The sequence below is a fragment of the Bradyrhizobium sp. MI1.3 genome, from assembly GCF_055811695.1.
Genome location: NZ_JBVVPQ010000049.1, coordinates 16204 through 32548, shown reverse-complemented (window position 1 = coordinate 32548; position 16345 = coordinate 16204). Strand labels below are relative to the sequence as shown.

General features: G+C 64.0%; 13 protein-coding genes. 11 read left to right on the top strand and 2 right to left on the bottom strand.

Going from position 1 to position 16345, the window contains the following annotated elements; translation table 11 throughout:
- The first annotated feature begins 11 nt into the window (after nt 1-11).
- Nucleotides 12-1442 carry a phospholipid carrier-dependent glycosyltransferase gene (locus tag AC0L3A_RS28455; protein WP_473255544.1) on the top strand — a complete coding sequence of 477 codons (1431 nt, stop codon included), beginning with the start codon at nt 12-14 and terminating at the stop codon, nt 1440-1442.
- Nucleotides 1443-1498: 56 nt separating this feature from the next.
- Here AC0L3A_RS28455 and AC0L3A_RS28450 read toward each other — a convergent pair whose 3' ends face one another.
- Nucleotides 1499-2140: an OmpA family protein gene (locus AC0L3A_RS28450; protein ID WP_007595207.1), complete on the bottom strand. Its 642-nt coding sequence runs from the start codon at nt 2138-2140 to the stop codon at nt 1499-1501.
- A 502-nt stretch (nt 2141-2642) separates the two neighbouring features.
- Between AC0L3A_RS28450 and AC0L3A_RS28445 the strand changes: the two genes are divergently transcribed.
- The 3 genes from AC0L3A_RS28445 (at nt 2643) to AC0L3A_RS28435 (ending at nt 4536) form a co-directional block, all read left to right on the top strand.
- Complete coding sequence (locus tag AC0L3A_RS28445; protein ID WP_018455000.1) at nt 2643-2888, top strand: hypothetical protein; 246 nt, start codon at nt 2643-2645, stop codon at nt 2886-2888.
- 119 nt (nt 2889-3007) lie between these two features.
- Nucleotides 3008-3256: a hypothetical protein gene (locus AC0L3A_RS28440; protein WP_007595197.1), complete on the top strand. Its 249-nt coding sequence runs from the start codon at nt 3008-3010 to the stop codon at nt 3254-3256.
- A gap of 116 nt (nt 3257-3372) precedes the next feature.
- Nucleotides 3373-4536, top strand: coding sequence for a winged helix-turn-helix domain-containing protein (locus AC0L3A_RS28435; protein WP_007595195.1), 1164 nt, complete (start codon nt 3373-3375; stop codon nt 4534-4536).
- 92 nt (nt 4537-4628) lie between these two features.
- Here AC0L3A_RS28435 and AC0L3A_RS28430 read toward each other — a convergent pair whose 3' ends face one another.
- Entirely contained in the window at nt 4629-5057 is a 429-nt protein-coding gene (locus AC0L3A_RS28430) for a ribosomal maturation YjgA family protein (RefSeq protein ID WP_007595193.1), read from the bottom strand.
- A gap of 78 nt (nt 5058-5135) precedes the next feature.
- Here AC0L3A_RS28430 and AC0L3A_RS28425 point away from each other — a divergent pair, with 78 nt between their 5' ends.
- The 7 genes from AC0L3A_RS28425 to AC0L3A_RS28395 all read left to right on the top strand — a co-directional run bounded on the left by AC0L3A_RS28425 (nt 5136) and on the right by AC0L3A_RS28395 (nt 16344).
- On the top strand, nt 5136-6470 hold the full coding sequence (locus AC0L3A_RS28425; RefSeq protein ID WP_007595191.1) for an MFS transporter: 1335 nt from the start codon (nt 5136-5138) through the stop codon (nt 6468-6470).
- 222 nt (nt 6471-6692) lie between these two features.
- Nucleotides 6693-7799 (top strand): efflux RND transporter periplasmic adaptor subunit, encoded by a 1107-nt coding sequence (locus AC0L3A_RS28420; RefSeq protein ID WP_473255543.1) that lies wholly within the window; start codon nt 6693-6695, stop codon nt 7797-7799.
- A 179-nt stretch (nt 7800-7978) separates the two neighbouring features.
- The gene (locus AC0L3A_RS28415; protein WP_007595187.1) at nt 7979-11116 is read left to right on the top strand and encodes an efflux RND transporter permease subunit; all 3138 of its coding nucleotides are present in this window, start codon (nt 7979-7981) and stop codon (nt 11114-11116) included.
- Between the two features lie 35 nt (nt 11117-11151).
- Nucleotides 11152-11751, top strand: a complete 600-nt coding sequence (locus tag AC0L3A_RS28410) for a TetR/AcrR family transcriptional regulator (RefSeq protein ID WP_007595185.1) — start codon at nt 11152-11154, stop codon at nt 11749-11751.
- 140 nt (nt 11752-11891) lie between these two features.
- Complete coding sequence (locus AC0L3A_RS28405; protein WP_007595183.1) at nt 11892-12515, top strand: flavin reductase family protein; 624 nt, start codon at nt 11892-11894, stop codon at nt 12513-12515.
- A gap of 278 nt (nt 12516-12793) precedes the next feature.
- Complete coding sequence (locus AC0L3A_RS28400; protein ID WP_473255542.1) at nt 12794-15061, top strand: acyl-CoA dehydrogenase; 2268 nt, start codon at nt 12794-12796, stop codon at nt 15059-15061.
- Entirely contained in the window at nt 15061-16344 is a 1284-nt protein-coding gene (locus AC0L3A_RS28395) for an acetyl-CoA C-acetyltransferase (RefSeq protein ID WP_473255541.1), read from the top strand. The genes AC0L3A_RS28400 and AC0L3A_RS28395 overlap by 1 nt, the downstream gene beginning before the upstream one ends.
- Nucleotide 16345 lies beyond the last annotated feature (1 nt).

The following is a 16345-nucleotide window of genomic DNA, read 5'->3' as shown; positions in this document are numbered from 1 at the left end:
GCGCGCTTGCGATGTGGCGGAATTATCACAAGCAGCGCGAGACCTGCGCTATGCTTAGTGACAGTCGCGGCAGAATGCGTTCAATGAAAACTGCGATGTCTATTATTCTCGGCGGTGACGCAAATTTGCCACGCAAAACATCCCCACAAATGCCGCTCGACTTGCCCGCGGTTCCGAAGGTGTCGCGGAGCGCAGTGATTGCTGTCGCGATTTTCCTGGCCGCGCATCTCGCCCTGCTGATCGGCTTGACGACGCCGGAGAAGTTCGTCTTCGACGAAGTGCACTACGTGCCGGCGGCGCGGCAGATGCTGGCACCGACGATGTCGCAACCGATGCTCAACCCGATGCATCCGCCTTTGGCGAAAGAGCTGATCGCGCTATCGATAGCGACCTTCGGCGACACCGCGCTGGGCTGGCGCTATCCCGCGACATTGTTCGGCGCGCTCGCGATCGTCGCGATCTATCTGTGCGGCCTCGCACTATTCGCCGCGCAAGGGCCTGCGATCGCCGCTGCGCTGATCGCCGGCTGCAATCAGATGCTGTACGTGCAGGCGCGCGTCGCGATGCTCGACATTTTTGCGCTCGGCTTCGGCCTGCTCGCAATTGCCGCCTTCATGCACGGTTTTCGAAAGGATCGTCCTCATGCGTTGTTCGCGGCTGCCGGCAGCCTGTTCGGCTGTGCTGCCGCCTGCAAATGGAGCGGCCTATTTCCACTCGGAATCTGCATCGTCATCGTCGCGGTGATTCGCCTGATGCAGGGCTGGCACACCCTGTTTGCCGACGCGAAGCGGGGGGATTGGTACCGGCCCGACCTCTGGCCCGACTTCAGATTACATCACGTCGTGCTCTGCTTCACCGTCCTGCCCGCGATGACATATCTTGCGGCCTTCGTCCCGCTGTACGGCGTGTCGCTGCCGGATCTGGTCGAGGCGCAACGCCGGATCTTCGCCGACAACACCACCACTGCCATCGCCGGCCACACTTATATGAGCGCGTGGCCGTCATGGCCGCTGCTCGCGCGCCCGGTATGGTTCCTGTTCGACAAGACCGCGGACGGCAATGTCTCCGCGATCGCCTTCCTCGGTAATCCCCTGGTGCTGTGGCCGGCGCTGCTCGCGCTCGCCGTCGTGCTGCGCGACTTCGTCGTTGCGCGCCGCCGGGATGCGTTCCTGATCGCGGTCTTCTATTTCGGGTGCTGGCTCGCCTGGGCGTTGCTGCCGCGCACGCTCGCCTTCATCTATTACTATCTGCCGGCTGCGACCCTGGCGTCGCTCGCGCTGGTCTATGTGCTGCGCCGGGACGGACTGCCACGCTGGCTGCTGTGGGCCTATGTCGGGGTCGCCGCGATCGGCTTTGCCGCCATGCTGCCGATCTCGGCGGCCTTCATCGGCACGTCGATGCAGACTTTCAACCGGCTGATGCTCTTCCAGAGCTGGATATGATATCGCCGCCTGCCGGGGAACGACAGGCGGCGCCTTTATGGGCGATGACCTGGGAATTACTTTGACGCGGTCTGGGTGTCCATGTTCACGACCTGGACGCGGCGGTTGATCGGGTCGGCGCCGTTGGCGGCATCCTTCAGCTTGGTCTTGCCGTAGCCGACGGTGACGAGATCGGTGCCGGTGAGTCCGTAGTTCTGCACCAAATACTTCTTGATGGTGTCAGCCCGCCGCTCGGAGAGCCCCTGATTGTACCCCTCGGTGCCGACCGCATCGGTGTGGCCGGCGACCACGAAAGTCGAGCCCTTCAGCGAGGGATCGGACAGCGCCTTGCCGAGCGCCTGCACCGACGGCACCGACGTCTTGGCAATGTCGGCCGAGTTGTAGTCGAACTGGATCTCCAGATCGATCTTCGGCTTGGTCGCGGCGAGCTCGGCAATCTGCTCGCGCTCGCCCGTCGACAGCGACCGCGTCGAGCGGTTGCGCACCGTGTTCAGAAACGTCGATTCCTTGGCCTGCGCCGCCGGATCGACCTGCGGACCTGCGGACAGCCCGCGGGTCGCCGCCTTCGGCTTCAATGCATCCAGGATCTGGTTGGTCGAGACATTGCCGTCGCCGGCCATAGCCAAGCCGGCCGTCATCGAGAGAAGTGCCGAGAGGGTCATCGCCTTCAGTGCAAAAGACTTATTGAAACTAGTCATTGTCGTATCCTCGTTGTGACGCCTGATGGCTATTTGATGCTGCAAGCATAGGGCAGGTTCAAAACCCCTGGTGTGATCTTGGTCACGGTGGAAACGGGGCCCTCCAGGGCCATGGCAGCGAATTTCAAGCGGTTTCGGGTTCATGGAGGGCCGACCCGCGGTCCACTCCGAGGACCGACGCTGACGCGTGAAGAGAGTGGTCGCACGCTGCCCCGCGAGCGTTCGAGCCGTCGCAGTCCTGTCGTGATCCGCATCACTGAGGACCGCCGCGCCCAAGTGCCACTCGGGGCCCCGGTTCACTCAGGGAAACCTCTGCTGACCGATTGTCGCAAAGCCGTCGCGTGATGGCCTGTCTGCGGACAATTTTTCGGCCAGATGGACGCCTAGGGCGGAGCCTCCGACAAGCGCAACGAAGGGAGCCGAGTTCCAGCCAGTGCCGAGGCCAAGTGATTATCAGTTCTATCGCAGTGGCCCGCCAGATCGGACCGTGTCCCTGAATTCCATGCCCATTTACATCGGGGCCGCGATGATCGCGGTGGCGATCCTGCTGTCGACGCTGATCACGGGGCTGACCTCCCGCTATGTCGGGCTTCAAGCGCCGACCGACGAGAACATGTGGCTGGTCGATCGCCTCACCGGCAACGTCTATCGCTGCCAGGCGGAGGAGCGCGGCAAGGCCTCGTGCGAACCCGATGTCGCCACAGGCAGCGTTGGCGACCGGTCCAAAGCCCCGAAAGCCGGGCGCTGAGCGCTCCGCCTTCGCACCGCAGCAAGAAGATTTTCTTCTCCCCGAAACGTCTTCGCCGGAGAATACGTAATGGGAAGGCCGGTATGACGCCGGTTTCGTTTTACGGAGGAGACCTTTCGATGAAAATATTGCTCACAGCCGCAGCTTTGGTCGCGTTCGCCGTTTCCCCTGCATCCGCCGCGATGATGGCGTGCACCAGCGATAATATGATGAAGTCCGCCGCCATGATGGGCGGCACGGCGGATACGCCAGCCAAGACGGCCATGAACAAGGAAATGGCCATGGCCAACACCGACATGAGCAACGGCAAGATGAAAAGCGCCTGCATGCATTACATGAAGGCGCAGAAGGCCATGTCGATGAAGTAGGCGCGGGTAGCGCACCTTCCGACCGCGCTGTCAGCAGATGGCAGGGCGGTTTTTCCTTGTCCGCTCCTTGATCGGCTTCTTGCCTGGATGCGAATCCCGCTACACTGCATTCCGCAATGTCCCGCGCGCCCAAACCGATTCCACTCACCACGACACAGGCCCGGCAAATCTGGCTTCATGCCCAGCGGCTGGACGAGCGCGCGCCGTTCGGTGACGGCGCGCAAGCCGTCTCCGACGCGGTCGCCCATCTCGGCTATGTGCAGATCGATACCATCAACGTGATCGAGCGCTGCCATCATCACATCCTGTTCAGCCGCATCCCGTCCTACCGCCGCGCCGATCTGCGCCACGCCCAGAGCGTCGACAAGAGCGTGTTTGAATATTGGACGCATGCGCTCTCTTACGTGCCGGCCGGCGACTTCCGCTTCTTCCTGCCGGCGATGCGCGAGCACCGCCGTGAGGGGCACAAATGGTTCGCCTCGGTGAAGCCTGCCGACATGCGCAAGGTGATGCGGCTGGTGCGCGCCGGCCCGCTGACGATCCGCGACATCGAGGACGACGTGCTCACCGAGAAGGAGCATCTGTGGCAAAGCCGAAAACCCTCGAAGCGGGCGTTGCAACTCGCCTTCTATACGGGCGCCGTGACCGTCAGCGAGCGCCAGGGCATGCTCAAGACCTATGAGCTGATGACGCGCCATTTCGGCTGGGACAAGCTGCCGAAGCCGGCGTCGGCAAAGGACATTACGGCCTATCTGCTCGATCGCGCGCTGCGATCGCAAGGTGTCGTGAGCCTCGATTCGGTCTGCCATCTCGACGCGCCGCGCAAGACGGCGGTGGCTGCCCTGATCGCCTCGCGCGTCCGCCGTGGCGAGCTCGTGCCTGTCGCCATCGACGATGCCGGCAAGCAGCAGCACTGGGCACTGCCGGCTGCGCTCGAGCCGGGCGAGCGCGCGCCACCTGATCTCGTTCACATCCTATCGCCGTTCGATCCGCTGATCATCCAGCGCAAGCGCACCAATCTCATCTTCGGCTACAACCATTTGTTCGAGGCCTATGTGCCGAAGGCCAAACGCAAGCTCGGCTATTTCGCGCTGCCCGTGCTGGTCGGCGACGAGATCGTCGCCGCGCTCGATCTGAAGACCGACCGGCAGGCAAAGAAGCTTCTGATGCAGAAATGGACCTGGGTCGGCAAGGGAAAGAAGACCGCGGGGCGCAAGGAGCTCAAGCAAAAGATCGAGGAGGAGCTCGATCGGTTTGAGAAGTTTCAATTGGCGGAGTGAAATGCGCCCTCGTCGGTCTGTAGGGTGGATTAGCGAAGCGTAATCCACCTCTTTCACTTCCGCGGAGACAAACAGTGGTGGGTTACGCTGCGCTAACCCACCGTCCGCACCCTGGCGAGCCGATCAATCCAAACGCCGAACGCAATCCCAACCGCATACGCCAGCAAATTCCATGGCGAGAAGATGCGCCCGAGCAGCAGCGCCCCGGCCGTGGTCAGCCGGAACGCGTCGAGCCAGGGCATGTGCACCAGCCGGGAGAATTCGACCACGACCGCTATCGCGATTGCGATGGCTGCGATCTGCGCCCGTGGCAGCCGCGGCAGCAAAACGCCGACCAGCAGAAACACCATCGTTGCCCATAGCAGCGAGCCGCCGTACTTCACCACGAAGGCCGGCAGGCCGATCGGAAAGCCGTACCAGCGCAGCGAGAGTCCGCAGGCAATAACCGCCAGCGCCAGACCGGCGCGGATCAGCGATGTCCGAAGCGGTGCAATGGGTTTGACCGGTTGTGCCTCGTGCATTGCTTGCTCCATTGACTCTTTCGCGGCGATGCTCAAAACCCCGGATCAGCCCATAAAAGCAACAACCCGGGGGAAGCCATGAGCCAGACCACGACCTATGCCGGTTCGACCGGCGCAGCCAAGTCGGAAATCGAGACCTCGACGATCCGCGCCATTTCCTGGCGACTGATCCCGTTCCTGGTGCTGGCCTACTTCTTCTCCTATCTCGATCGCGTCAATCTCGGTTTCGCCGCGCTGACCATGAATGCCGAGCTGAAATTCACGCCGCTGATCTTCTCCTGGGGCGCAGGCATCTTCTTCATCGGCTATTTCATCTTCGAGGTGCCGAGCAATCTGGCGCTGGAGAAGTTCGGCGCCAGCCGCTGGATCGCCCGCATCATGGTGACCTGGGGCATCATCTCGGCGCTGATGGCGCTCACGAGCGGCGTCACGAGCTTCTACGTGCTGCGCTTCCTGCTCGGCGTCGCCGAGGCCGGCTTCTTCCCCGGCATCATCCTCTATCTCACCTATTGGTATCCGGCCGAATATCGCGCCCGCTTCCTTGCGGCCTTCGCCATCGCCGTGCCGGTCTCTACCTTGATCGGCGCGCCGGTCTCCGGCCTGCTGCTCGGGCTCGACGGCGCGATGGGCCTGAAGGGCTGGCAGTGGCTGTTCATCATCGAGGGCATTCCCTCGGTGGTGCTCGGCATCGTCACCTGGTTCTATCTCACCGACAGGCCGGAGAAGGCGGACTGGCTCTCGGCCGAGCAGAAGGCCTGGCTCAAGACCAAGCTGGATTCCGAGATCGCGGCCAAGCAGGCGGTGAAGCATTTGTCGCTCAGTGAGGCGCTGACCTCACCGAAGGTGATCATGCTCGCCCTGGTCTATTTCGGCTTCGTTGGCGCGCTGTATGGCATGCAGTTCTGGTTGCCGCAGATCGTCAAGGCGTTCGGCCTCACCAACGCCCAGACCGGCTTCGTCACCGCCATCCCGTATCTGTTCGGCACCATCGCGATGATCCTGTGGGCACGGCATTCCGATGCCACGCGCGAGCGCGTGATGCATGTCGGCGCGCCGTTGCTGCTCACCGCCGTCGCTCTCGGCGTCTCCTCCTATCTCACCGACCCCACCCTGACGATGATGGTGCTGACGGTGGCCGCGATCGGCGTGTTCTGCTGCTTCGGGGTGTTCTGGACCTTGCCCACCGCCTGGCTCTCCGGCACGGCGGCGGCCGGTGCCATCGCCTTGATCAACTCGATCGGGAATCTCGCCGGCTTCGGTGGGCCCTATCTGATCGGCTGGGTCAAGGAAGCCACCGGCCAGACCTCGACCGGACTGCTCGTGCTCGCGGTGCTGCCGCTGATCGCCGGCATCCTGGTCTTCATCGGCGGTCACGAAAGCAAGCACGAGTTCGCGGAGCAGGGGCGGCGATAGCCTCGAAATGTCGCCTCCGCGAAAGCCAGGGCCTATTTCCACGCGGCCCTCTGGGGGACCTGCGGCGCGACGCTTTCTTCGAACAGTCCAGGCTTCCGCCAGGGGCAGCCCGCGGAGGTTACCACCTCTTAACGATCACAGATTCCTGATGACTGACGATTATTGACTTTTATCAGTGATTAGTCGACATTCCTCTCATTGCAGCCGAGGGAGTGTCCTCCGATGTTCGTCCGATCCGTTTTGTCCAGCTATTCGAGGCTCTTGGCCGGTGTTTCGCTGGCGCTGATGGCTGCCGCCCTCGCTGGGTGCAATGACACCGTCGCTGAAAAGGCCGAGCCGCCGCGGCCGGTTCTTGTCGCCACCGCCCATTATGATGCCGAAAAGCCCGAGCGCAGCTTCGTTGGCACCATTAGGCCGCGGATCGAGAGCGATCTGGGCTTTCGGGTCGCCGGCAAGGTCGCCAAGCGTCTGGTCGAAGTCGGCCAGACCGTCGAAATCGGCCAGCCGCTCGCGGTCCTCGATGAGGTCGATCTGAAGCTCCAGGCCGAGCAAGCCGTCGCCGAGCAGACCGCTGCGACCGGCGTGCTGGCCCAGGCCGCCGCCGCCGAGCAGCGCGCCAAGGATTTGAAGGCCAAGGGCTGGACCACCGACGCGCAGCTGGATTCGAGCCGCGCCGCCGCCGACGAGGCGCGTGCCCGCCTGAACCGGGCCGAGCGCTCGGTCGAACTGACCAACAATTCCCTTTCCTACGCGACGCTCAACGCCGACGCCCGCGGCGTCGTCACCGCAACGCTGATCGAGCCCGGCCAGGTGGTCGCCGCGGGCCAGGCTTCGATCCGTGTCGCCCGCTTTGCCGAGAAGGAAGCGGTCGTCGCGATCCCTGAGACGCTGGTCGGACGTGCCAAATCGGGCGCCGCCAGCGTCACTCTTTGGTCGGAGCCGGGCAAGAAATATACGGCCAAGCTGCGCGAGATCGCGCCCACCGCGGATCCTGCGACGCGCACCTATCTGGCAAAGTTCTCGCTGCCCGAGGCCGACGACAAGGTCTCGCTCGGCATGACTGCGACGCTGACGCTGTCGGACGCTGCGACCGAGCGCGTTGCGCGGCTGCCGCTGTCGGCACTGTTCAACGAAGGCGGCAAACCGTCCTTCTACGTCGTCGACGACAACGGCGGGGTCACGCTGAAGCCGGTGACGGTGAAGTCCTACGAGAGCAACGACGTCGTCATCACCGGCGGTGTCGACGAGGGCGCCAAGATCGTTGCTCTGGGTGTGCAGAAGCTCGATCCGGGCCAGCGGGTGCGGATCGTGTCGTCACTGTCCTTTTAAGTCTCGTTTACGAGTTGCGTCGTGTGAGGTGAGTTTCGGCCCGAGCGCAAATGCTTTGGCTGAAGCGGCGAAGCGATCCAGAACCTGCCCAGCCCCCTGGATTGCTTCGCTGCCTCGCGACGACGGTTCGAACAGAGTGGCTGTCGTTTTTTGCAACCGGATCATCTTTGGAGAGTGCGATGAAGCGCTTCAATCTTTCGGCCTGGGCCGTCAGCCATCCGACGCTGATCCTGTTCCTGATGCTCATTCTCGGCGTCGCCGGGTTCTTCTCCTATCAGAAGCTCGGCCGCGCCGAGGATCCGTTCTTCACGGTGAAGGTGGTCAACGTCTCCGTGCTGTGGCCGGGCGCGACCGCGCAGGAGATGCAGGCGCAGGTCGCCGATCCCATCGAGAAGAAAATCCAGGAGCTGCCTTACTTCGAGAAGGTGCAGACCTATTCCAAGCCCGGCTTCACTGCGCTCCAGGTCACCTTCCGCGACTCCACGCCGCCGAAGGACGTTCCGTATCTCTTCTATCTGCTGCGCAAGAAGCTGGCCGACGTGCAGGGCCAGTTGCCCGCAGGGATTCTCGGACCCGTGGTCAACGACGAGTTCTCCGACGTCGATTCCATCCTCTACATGATGACCGGCGACGGCGCCGACTACGCCCAGCTCAAGAAGGTCTCGGAGGGTTTCCGTCAGCGCCTCCTGAAGGTGCCGGGCGTGACCAAGGTCGACGTCTACGGCAACCAGGATGAGCGCATCTTCGTCGAATTCAGCCATGCCAAGCTCGCCACCCTCGGCATCACGCCGCAGGCGCTGTTCGATTCGCTCGCCAAGCAGAACAACGTGACGCCGGCCGGCACGGTCGAGACCTCGTCGCAGCGCGTGCCGCTGCGCGTCACCGGTGCGCTCGACGGCGCCAAGGCCGTCGCGGAGACTCCGGTCGAGAGCAACGGCCGCGTGTTCCGTCTCGGCGACATCGCCACCGTCACCCATGGTTACGTCGACCCGCCGAGCTTCATCGTGCGCCAGGAAGGCAAGGCCGCGATCGGCATCGGCGTCGTCACCGCCAAGGGCGCCAACATCCTCGATCTCGGCAAGGAGGTCGAGAAGGCGACGGCTGAATTCATGAAGGCGGTGCCGCAGGGCGTCGACATCAAGCTGATCGCCGACCAGCCCAAGGTGGTCGAGCACGCCGTCAGCGAATTCGTGCACTCCTTCATGGAAGCCCTCGTCATCGTGCTGTTCGTGTCGTTCCTGGCACTCGGCTGGCGCACCGGCATCGTGGTCGCGTTGTCGGTGCCGCTGGTGCTCGGCATCGTCTTCGTCGTCATGAACACCATGTCGCTCGACCTGCACCGCATCACGCTCGGTGCGCTGATCATCGCGCTGGGCCTGTTGGTGGATGACGCCATCATCGCCGTCGAGATGATGGTGGTGAAGATGGAGCAGGGCTGGGACCGCATGCGTGCGGCGTCCTTTGCCTGGGAATCCACTGCGTTTCCGATGCTCACGGGAACGCTGGTCACGGCCGCTGGCTTCCTCCCCATCGGCTTTGCCAATTCCGCGGTCGGCGAATATGCCGGCAGCATCTTCTGGATCGTGGCGATCGCGCTGGTCGCGTCCTGGTTCGTGGCGGTGATCTTCACGCCCTATATCGGCGTCATGCTGCTGCCCAACATCAAGGTGCACCACAATCACGATCCGCACGCGGTCTACGAGACCCGCATGTATCGCGGCCTGCGCGCCATCGTGCAGTGGTGCGTCAACCACCGCATCACGGTGGTGGCCGCGACCGTCGGCGTCTTCATCGCCTCGATCGTCGGCTTCGGCCACGTCCAGCAGCAGTTCTTCCCGCTGTCCGAGCGCCCCGAGCTGTTCCTCCAGCTTCGCCTGCCCGAGGGCACCGCCTTCAACGTCACGGAAAAGGCGGTGAAGAAGGCCGAGACCATGCTCAAGGACGACAAGGACATCGAGACCTACACGGCGTATGTCGGGCAGGGCTCGCCGCGCTTCTGGCTCGGCCTCAATCCGCAGCTTCCGAACGAGGCTTTTGCCGAAATCGTCATCGTCGCAAAGGGCGTCGAGGCGCGCGAGCGCATCAAGGCCAAGCTTGAAAACGCCGTTGCCGACGGCGCGCTCAACGAGGCCCGCGTGCGCGTCGACCGCTTCAATTTCGGTCCCCCCGTTGGCTTCCCCGTGCAGTTTCGCGTCATCGGCCCCGATGCCAACAAGGTGCGCGAGATCGCCTACCAGGTCCGCGACGTCATGCGGCAGAACAAGAGTGTCAAGGATGTCCAGCTCGACTGGAACGAGCAGTCCCCTTACCTCAAGCTCGTCGTCGACCAGGATCGCGCCCGCGCCATGGGGCTGACCCCGCAGGACGTGTCGCAGGCGCTGTCGATGCTGATCTCGGGCTCACAGGTGACGACCGTGCGCGACGGCATCGAGAAGGTCGGCGTGGTCGCGCGCGCCGTCTCGTCCGAACGGCTCGACCTCGGCGCTGTCGGCGATCTCACCATCACCTCGCGTAACGGCGTGGCCGTGCCGCTGCAGCAGATCGCCAAGATCGAGTATGCCCACGAGGAGCCGATCATGTGGCGGCGTAACCGCGACATGGCGATCACCGTGCGTTCCGACGTCGTCGACGGCGTGCAGGCGCCCGACGTCACCGGCCAGATCGCGCCGAAGCTGAAGGCAATCAAGGACAACCTCGAGCCGGCCTACCGCATCGAGGCGGGCGGCGCGTTCGAGGAATCCGCCAAGGGCAACGCCTCGATCTTCATTCTCTTCCCGCTGATGGTCATGGTGATGCTGACGCTGCTGATGTTCCAGCTGCAGAGCTTCTCGCGCCTGATCCTGGTGTTCCTGACCGCACCGCTCGGCATTGTCGGCGCCTCCTTCGGGCTCAACCTCGCCAACGCCCCGTTCGGCTTCGTGGCGCTGCTCGGCCTGATCGCGCTTGCCGGCATGATCATGCGTAACGCGGTCATCCTCGTGGATCAGATCGAGACCGACGTTTCGCATGGCCTGACCCGCCGTGAGGCGATCGTGGAGGCGACTGTCCGCCGGGCCCGTCCGGTGGTGCTGACGGCGCTTGCCGCCATCCTCGCCATGATCCCGCTGTCGCGCTCGGCGTTCTGGGGGCCGATGGCGATCACCATCATGGGCGGATTGTTCGTTGCGACCTTCCTCACGCTGCTGTACCTGCCGGGCCTCTACGCCCTCTGGTTCCGCAAGAGCCTGGACGAGGCGGGCACCCCCGAGCAACCTGCCGCGCCGCAGCATGGGAGCGATGACCAGAACGCAATTCCGCTTGCTGAGGCGGCTGAATAAGTGAAGATGAACTGCTGATTGATGAGTCCTGACAGATGACACTGGTTTCGGAACATATCGAAGGCGACACCCGGGATCGTATTCTCGAGGTGGCCGAGCGGCTGTTCCGCCAGATCGGCTATCTCAAGACCACGGTCGGGGACATCGCCAAGGAGCTCAAGATGAGCCCCGCCAACGTCTATCGCTTCTTCGAATCGAAGAAGGCGATTCATCAGGCGGTGGCCCGCTCACTGATGGGCGAGGTCGAGCTGGAAGCGCAGCGGATCGTGGCGAGGCCCGGTCCGGTAACGCCGCGCTTCCGCGAGCTGCTCACCACCATCAATCGCATGAACACCGAACGCTATGTCGGCGACAATAAGCTGCACGAGATGGTCGAGATCGCGATGCAGGAGGACTGGGACGTCTGCGTCAACCACATGGAGTGTATTGCCGGGGTCATCGGCCAGATGATCGCGCAAGGCGTGGCGTCCGGCGAGTTCGAGGCGCCGGACCTGCAACTGGCCGCGCTCTGCGCCTGCACCGCGATGATGCGTTTTTTCCACCCCCAGATGATCGCCCAGTGCGCCACGAAGCCGGGCCCGACGATCGACCAGATGATCGATTTCGTCATCGCGGGATTGTCCCCGCGCCACTGACGCGGCGACGGATTTCCTCCTATAAGCAGGCCGACGTAGCCCGGATGGAGCAAAGCGCAATCCGGGATGGTTCAGCGTTGTGCTGCGGCCCCGGATTACGCTTCGCTCCATCCGGGCTACAAGGACCAGGAAAACAGCGCGTGACCGACAAAGACCTGCACTTCTACGAGCCCGCCAAGGGCCACGGCCTCAAGCACGATCCCTTCAACGCCATCGTCGCGCCGCGGCCGATCGGCTGGATTTCGTCGCGCGACACCAAGGGCCACGTCAACCTCGCGCCCTACAGCTTCTTCAACGCATTCTGCTATGTGCCTCCGATCATCGGCTTCTCCTCCACCAACTGGAAGGACACGGTCGAGAATATCCAGCAGACCGGCGAGTTCGTCTGGAATCTGGCCACCATGGACCTGGCCAGGCACATGAACGCGACTGCCGCGCACGTCGGCCCTGAGGTCGACGAGTTCGAGGTTGCCGGCCTCACCGCTGTGCCCGGCAGGCTCGTCAACGTGCCGCGCGTCGGCGAGAGTCCCGTCGCCTTCGAGTGCAAGGTGTCCGACATCGTCCGGCTCAAGGGCGCCAACGGCAAGGAAGCCAATGCCTGGCTGACGCTCGGCGAGGTCGTTGCCGTCCACATCGACAAGGCCATGATCAAGGACGGCGTCTACCAGACCGCCGCCGCCCGCCCGATCGTCCGGGCCGGCCGCAGCGGGGATTATTTCGAGATCAAGCCGGAAAACATGTTCGAGATGGTGCGGCCGGATTAGGCGCCTCTCTCTCCATCCCGTCATTCCGGAGCGCGCCGTTAGGCGCGAACCTGGAATCCATTCATGGACCAGCGCTGCCGCACCATGGATTCCGGGCTCGCGCTTCGCGCGCCCGGGAATGACATCCCTCCCGGAACTGCCACCACGCCTCGGCCGTTATGGCCCTTGGGCGGCTGCCCGGCCGCGTCAATTCGCGTCTTTTCGCAGGTGAAGTGTTCACCTCCGCCGGCCACTTTCCGCTAAAATGCCCATCACCGCGCCGATGCATGAGGTCCGCCATGAGCTTCCGCCGCGACACCCTGACCAAGCCGATCTTCTCCTGGGCGCGCGGCGTGCTGCCGGCGATGTCGGACACCGAGCGCGAGGCGCTGGAGGCCGGCGACGTCTGGTGGGACGCCGATCTCTTCACCGGCAACCCTGATTGGTCGAAGCTGCTGAAGATTCCGCAGGCAACGCTGACCGAAGAGGAGCAGGCCTTCCTCAACGGCCCGGTCGATGAGCTCTGCGCCTTGCTCGACGAGTGGAAGATCTTTTGGGAATGGCGCGACCTGCCGCCCGACGTGTGGCACTTCATCAAGCGCGAGAAATTCTTCGGCATGATCATTCCGAAGGAGTTCGGCGGCCTCGGCTTCTCGCCATATGCGCATTCGGAAGTGGTGCGCAAGATCTCGACCCGCTCGATTGCCGCCGCGGTGACGGTGATGGTGCCGAACTCGCTCGGCCCCGGCGAACTCCTGATGCACTTCGGCACCAAGGAGCAGCAGCAGCGCTGGCTGCCGCGTCTTGCCGACGGCCGCGACATTCCCTGCTTCGGCCTCACCAGCCCGGAGGCCGGCTCCGACGCCGCCTCGATGGTCGACACCGGCATCATCTGCAAGGGCACCTTCGAGGGCCAGGAGGTGCTGGGCCTGAAGCTCAACTGGCACAAGCGCTACATCACGCTCGGTCCCGTCGCGACGCTGCTTGGCCTCGCCTTCAAGGCCTATGACCCCGATCATCTCGTCGGCGATCAGGAAGAGCTCGGCATCAGCGTGGCGCTGATCCCGACCAACCTTCCCGGCGTGGAAATCGGCAAACGCCATCTGCCGTCGATGCAGGTGTTCCAGAACGGCCCGAATTGGGGCCGCGACGTTTTCATTCCGCTCGATTACGTCATCGGGGGCCAGGCGCGGCTGGGGCAGGGCTGGAAGATGCTGATGACGGCGCTCGCCGCCGGCCGCGGCATCTCGTTGCCGTCGCTCTCCGCCGCCGGCGCCGCCTATGCCGCGCGCACCACCGGCGCCTATGCCCGCATCCGCGAGCAGTTCGGCATTTCCATCTCCAAGTTCGAGGGCGTCGAGGAGCCGCTCGCGCGCATCGTCGCGACCGCCTATCAGCTCGACGCGGCGCGACGGTTGACCTGCGCCGCGCTGAATGCCGGCATCCATCCCGCCGTCATCTCGGGCATCATGAAGCTGCACGCAACCGAGCGGATGCGCACCGCGGTCGACGACGCCATGGACATCCATGGCGGCAAGGCCGTGATCGACGGTCCGCAAAACTATCTCGGCAATCTCCACCGTGCCGTCCCCGTCGGCATCACCGTCGAGGGCGCCAATATCCTCACCCGTAATCTCATCGTGTTCGGACAGGGCGCCATCCGCGCCCATCCCTATTTGCTCGACGAGATGAATGCGCTTGCCGATGCCGATCGCGAGCGCGGGCTCACCGCCTTCGACAAGGTGTTCTGGAAGCATGTCGGCCACAGCTTCGAGACACTCTTGCGCGCGTTCGGCCGGAGCTGGAGCTTTGGTGTCTTCGCGCTTGCACCCGATGCGGGTGACGCCAGGCCCTTCTATCGTCAGCTCTCGCGCTACTCGGCGGCCTTTGCCCTCTGCGCCGATATGGCGCTGCTGACGCTCGGCGGCGCGCTCAAGCGCAAGGAGATGCTGTCGGCACGCTTCGGCGACATCCTGTCCGAGCTGTATCTGCTCTCTGCCGCGCTCAAACGCTGGCAGGACGAGGGCCGGCAGAAGGAGGATTTTGCCGCGCTCGAATGGTGCATGGCGACGGGCTTTCGGACCATCGAAAACCGGCTTGCTGAGATTCTCGCCAATCTGCCGAACCGCTTCGTCGCAGGCATCCTCAAGTTCGTGGTCCAGCCCTTCGGCGCTCGCGTGCTGGGTCCCTCCGACCGGGTCGTGCATCAATGCGCGAGCCTCGTGCTGGAGCCGTCGGCAGCGCGCGACCGCCTCACGCCCGATCTCGCTTATGTCGATGACGATGGCGGCTTCGCCCGGCTGGAGCGCGCGTTCAACCTGGTCGCGGCCACGGACGCCATCGCCAGGCGCATGCGCGCGGCGCATCTGAGCGACTGGAAGGATGCGGTCGCCAAGGGTGTGATCACGCAGGCCGAGGGCGAGCAGCTGGCCGCGGCCCGCGAAGCGGTGACAAAGGTGATAGAGGTCGACGATTTTGCGCCGGAGGCGCTGTCGCCGATTTACAAGAAAACCGGCGACGTGCATCAGTTCTTCCAAGAACTCGGTGAACAGAGGGCGGCGAGCTGATGGCACGACCGGTTTTCATCGTCGACGGCAGCCGCACGCCGTTTCTGAAGGCGCGCTCGGGGCCGGGGCCGTTCACGCCGGTCGATCTCGCCGTGCAATGCGGCCGGCCGCTGCTGGCGCGCCAGCCGTTTTCGCCTGATACCTTCGACCAGGTCATCCTCGGCTGCGTCAACGTGATCGCTGACGAAATGAACCCGGCCCGCGTCGCAGCACTCCGGCTCGGCATGGGCGAGGACATGGTCGCCTTTACCGTGCAGATCAATTGCGGCTCCGGCATGCAGTCGATCGACACCGCCTATCGCTACATCCGCGAGGGCCATGCCGACATGATCCTCGCCGGCGGCACCGAGGCCCTGAGCCACGCGCCGCTGGTGTGGCCGAATTCCGGCGTGCGCTGGTTTGCCGGGCTCGCCACCGCCAAGGGCGTCGCCGCGAAGCTTGCCGCGGCCTTCAAGCTGCGGCCGCGCTATCTCAAGCCGATCATCGGCCTTGAGCGCGGGCTGACCGATCCCATTACCGACCTGAACATGGGCCAGACCGCCGAAGTCGTCGGCCATCTCTTCGACATCACCCGCGCGCAGTCCGATTCCTATGCCGCCGAGAGCCATCGCCGGCTCGCGCATGCGCAGGCGGAAGGTTTTCTCAAGGGCGAAGTCGAAACCGCGTTCTCCCGCGACGGAAAATTCTTCGACCATGATGATGGCGTGCGTCCGGACTCGACAGCCGAGACGCTCGCGAAACTGAGGCCGGTGTTCGAGCGTCCCTGGGGCCAGGTCACTGCCGGCAATTCCTCGCAGATCACCGACGGCGCGTCCTGGGTGATCCTGGCTTCCGACGACGCGGTCGCCAAGTACAAGCTGACGCCGAAGGCTGTCATCGTCGACAGCAACTGGGCCGCACTTGATCCTGCTATCATGGGTCTTGGTCCTGTGATGTCGGTGACGCCGCTACTGAAGCGCAACGATCTCACCATCCAGGACATCCAGACCTGGGAGCTCAACGAGGCCTTCGCCACCCAAGTGCTCGGCTGTCTCGCCGCCTGGAATGACGACAAATTCTGCCGCGAGATTTTGGGGCTGGACGGCGCCGCCGGCGAGATCGACCGCGAAAAACTCAATGTCGACGGCGGCGCTATCTCGCTTGGGCATCCCGTCGGCACCTCCGGCAATCGCATCGTGCTGCATCTCGTCAACACGATGAAGCGGCTCGGCACGCGGCGTGGCGTTGCCACCGAATGCATCGGCGGCGGGCTCGGCGGTGCCATGCTGATCGAGGCGGTGTGAC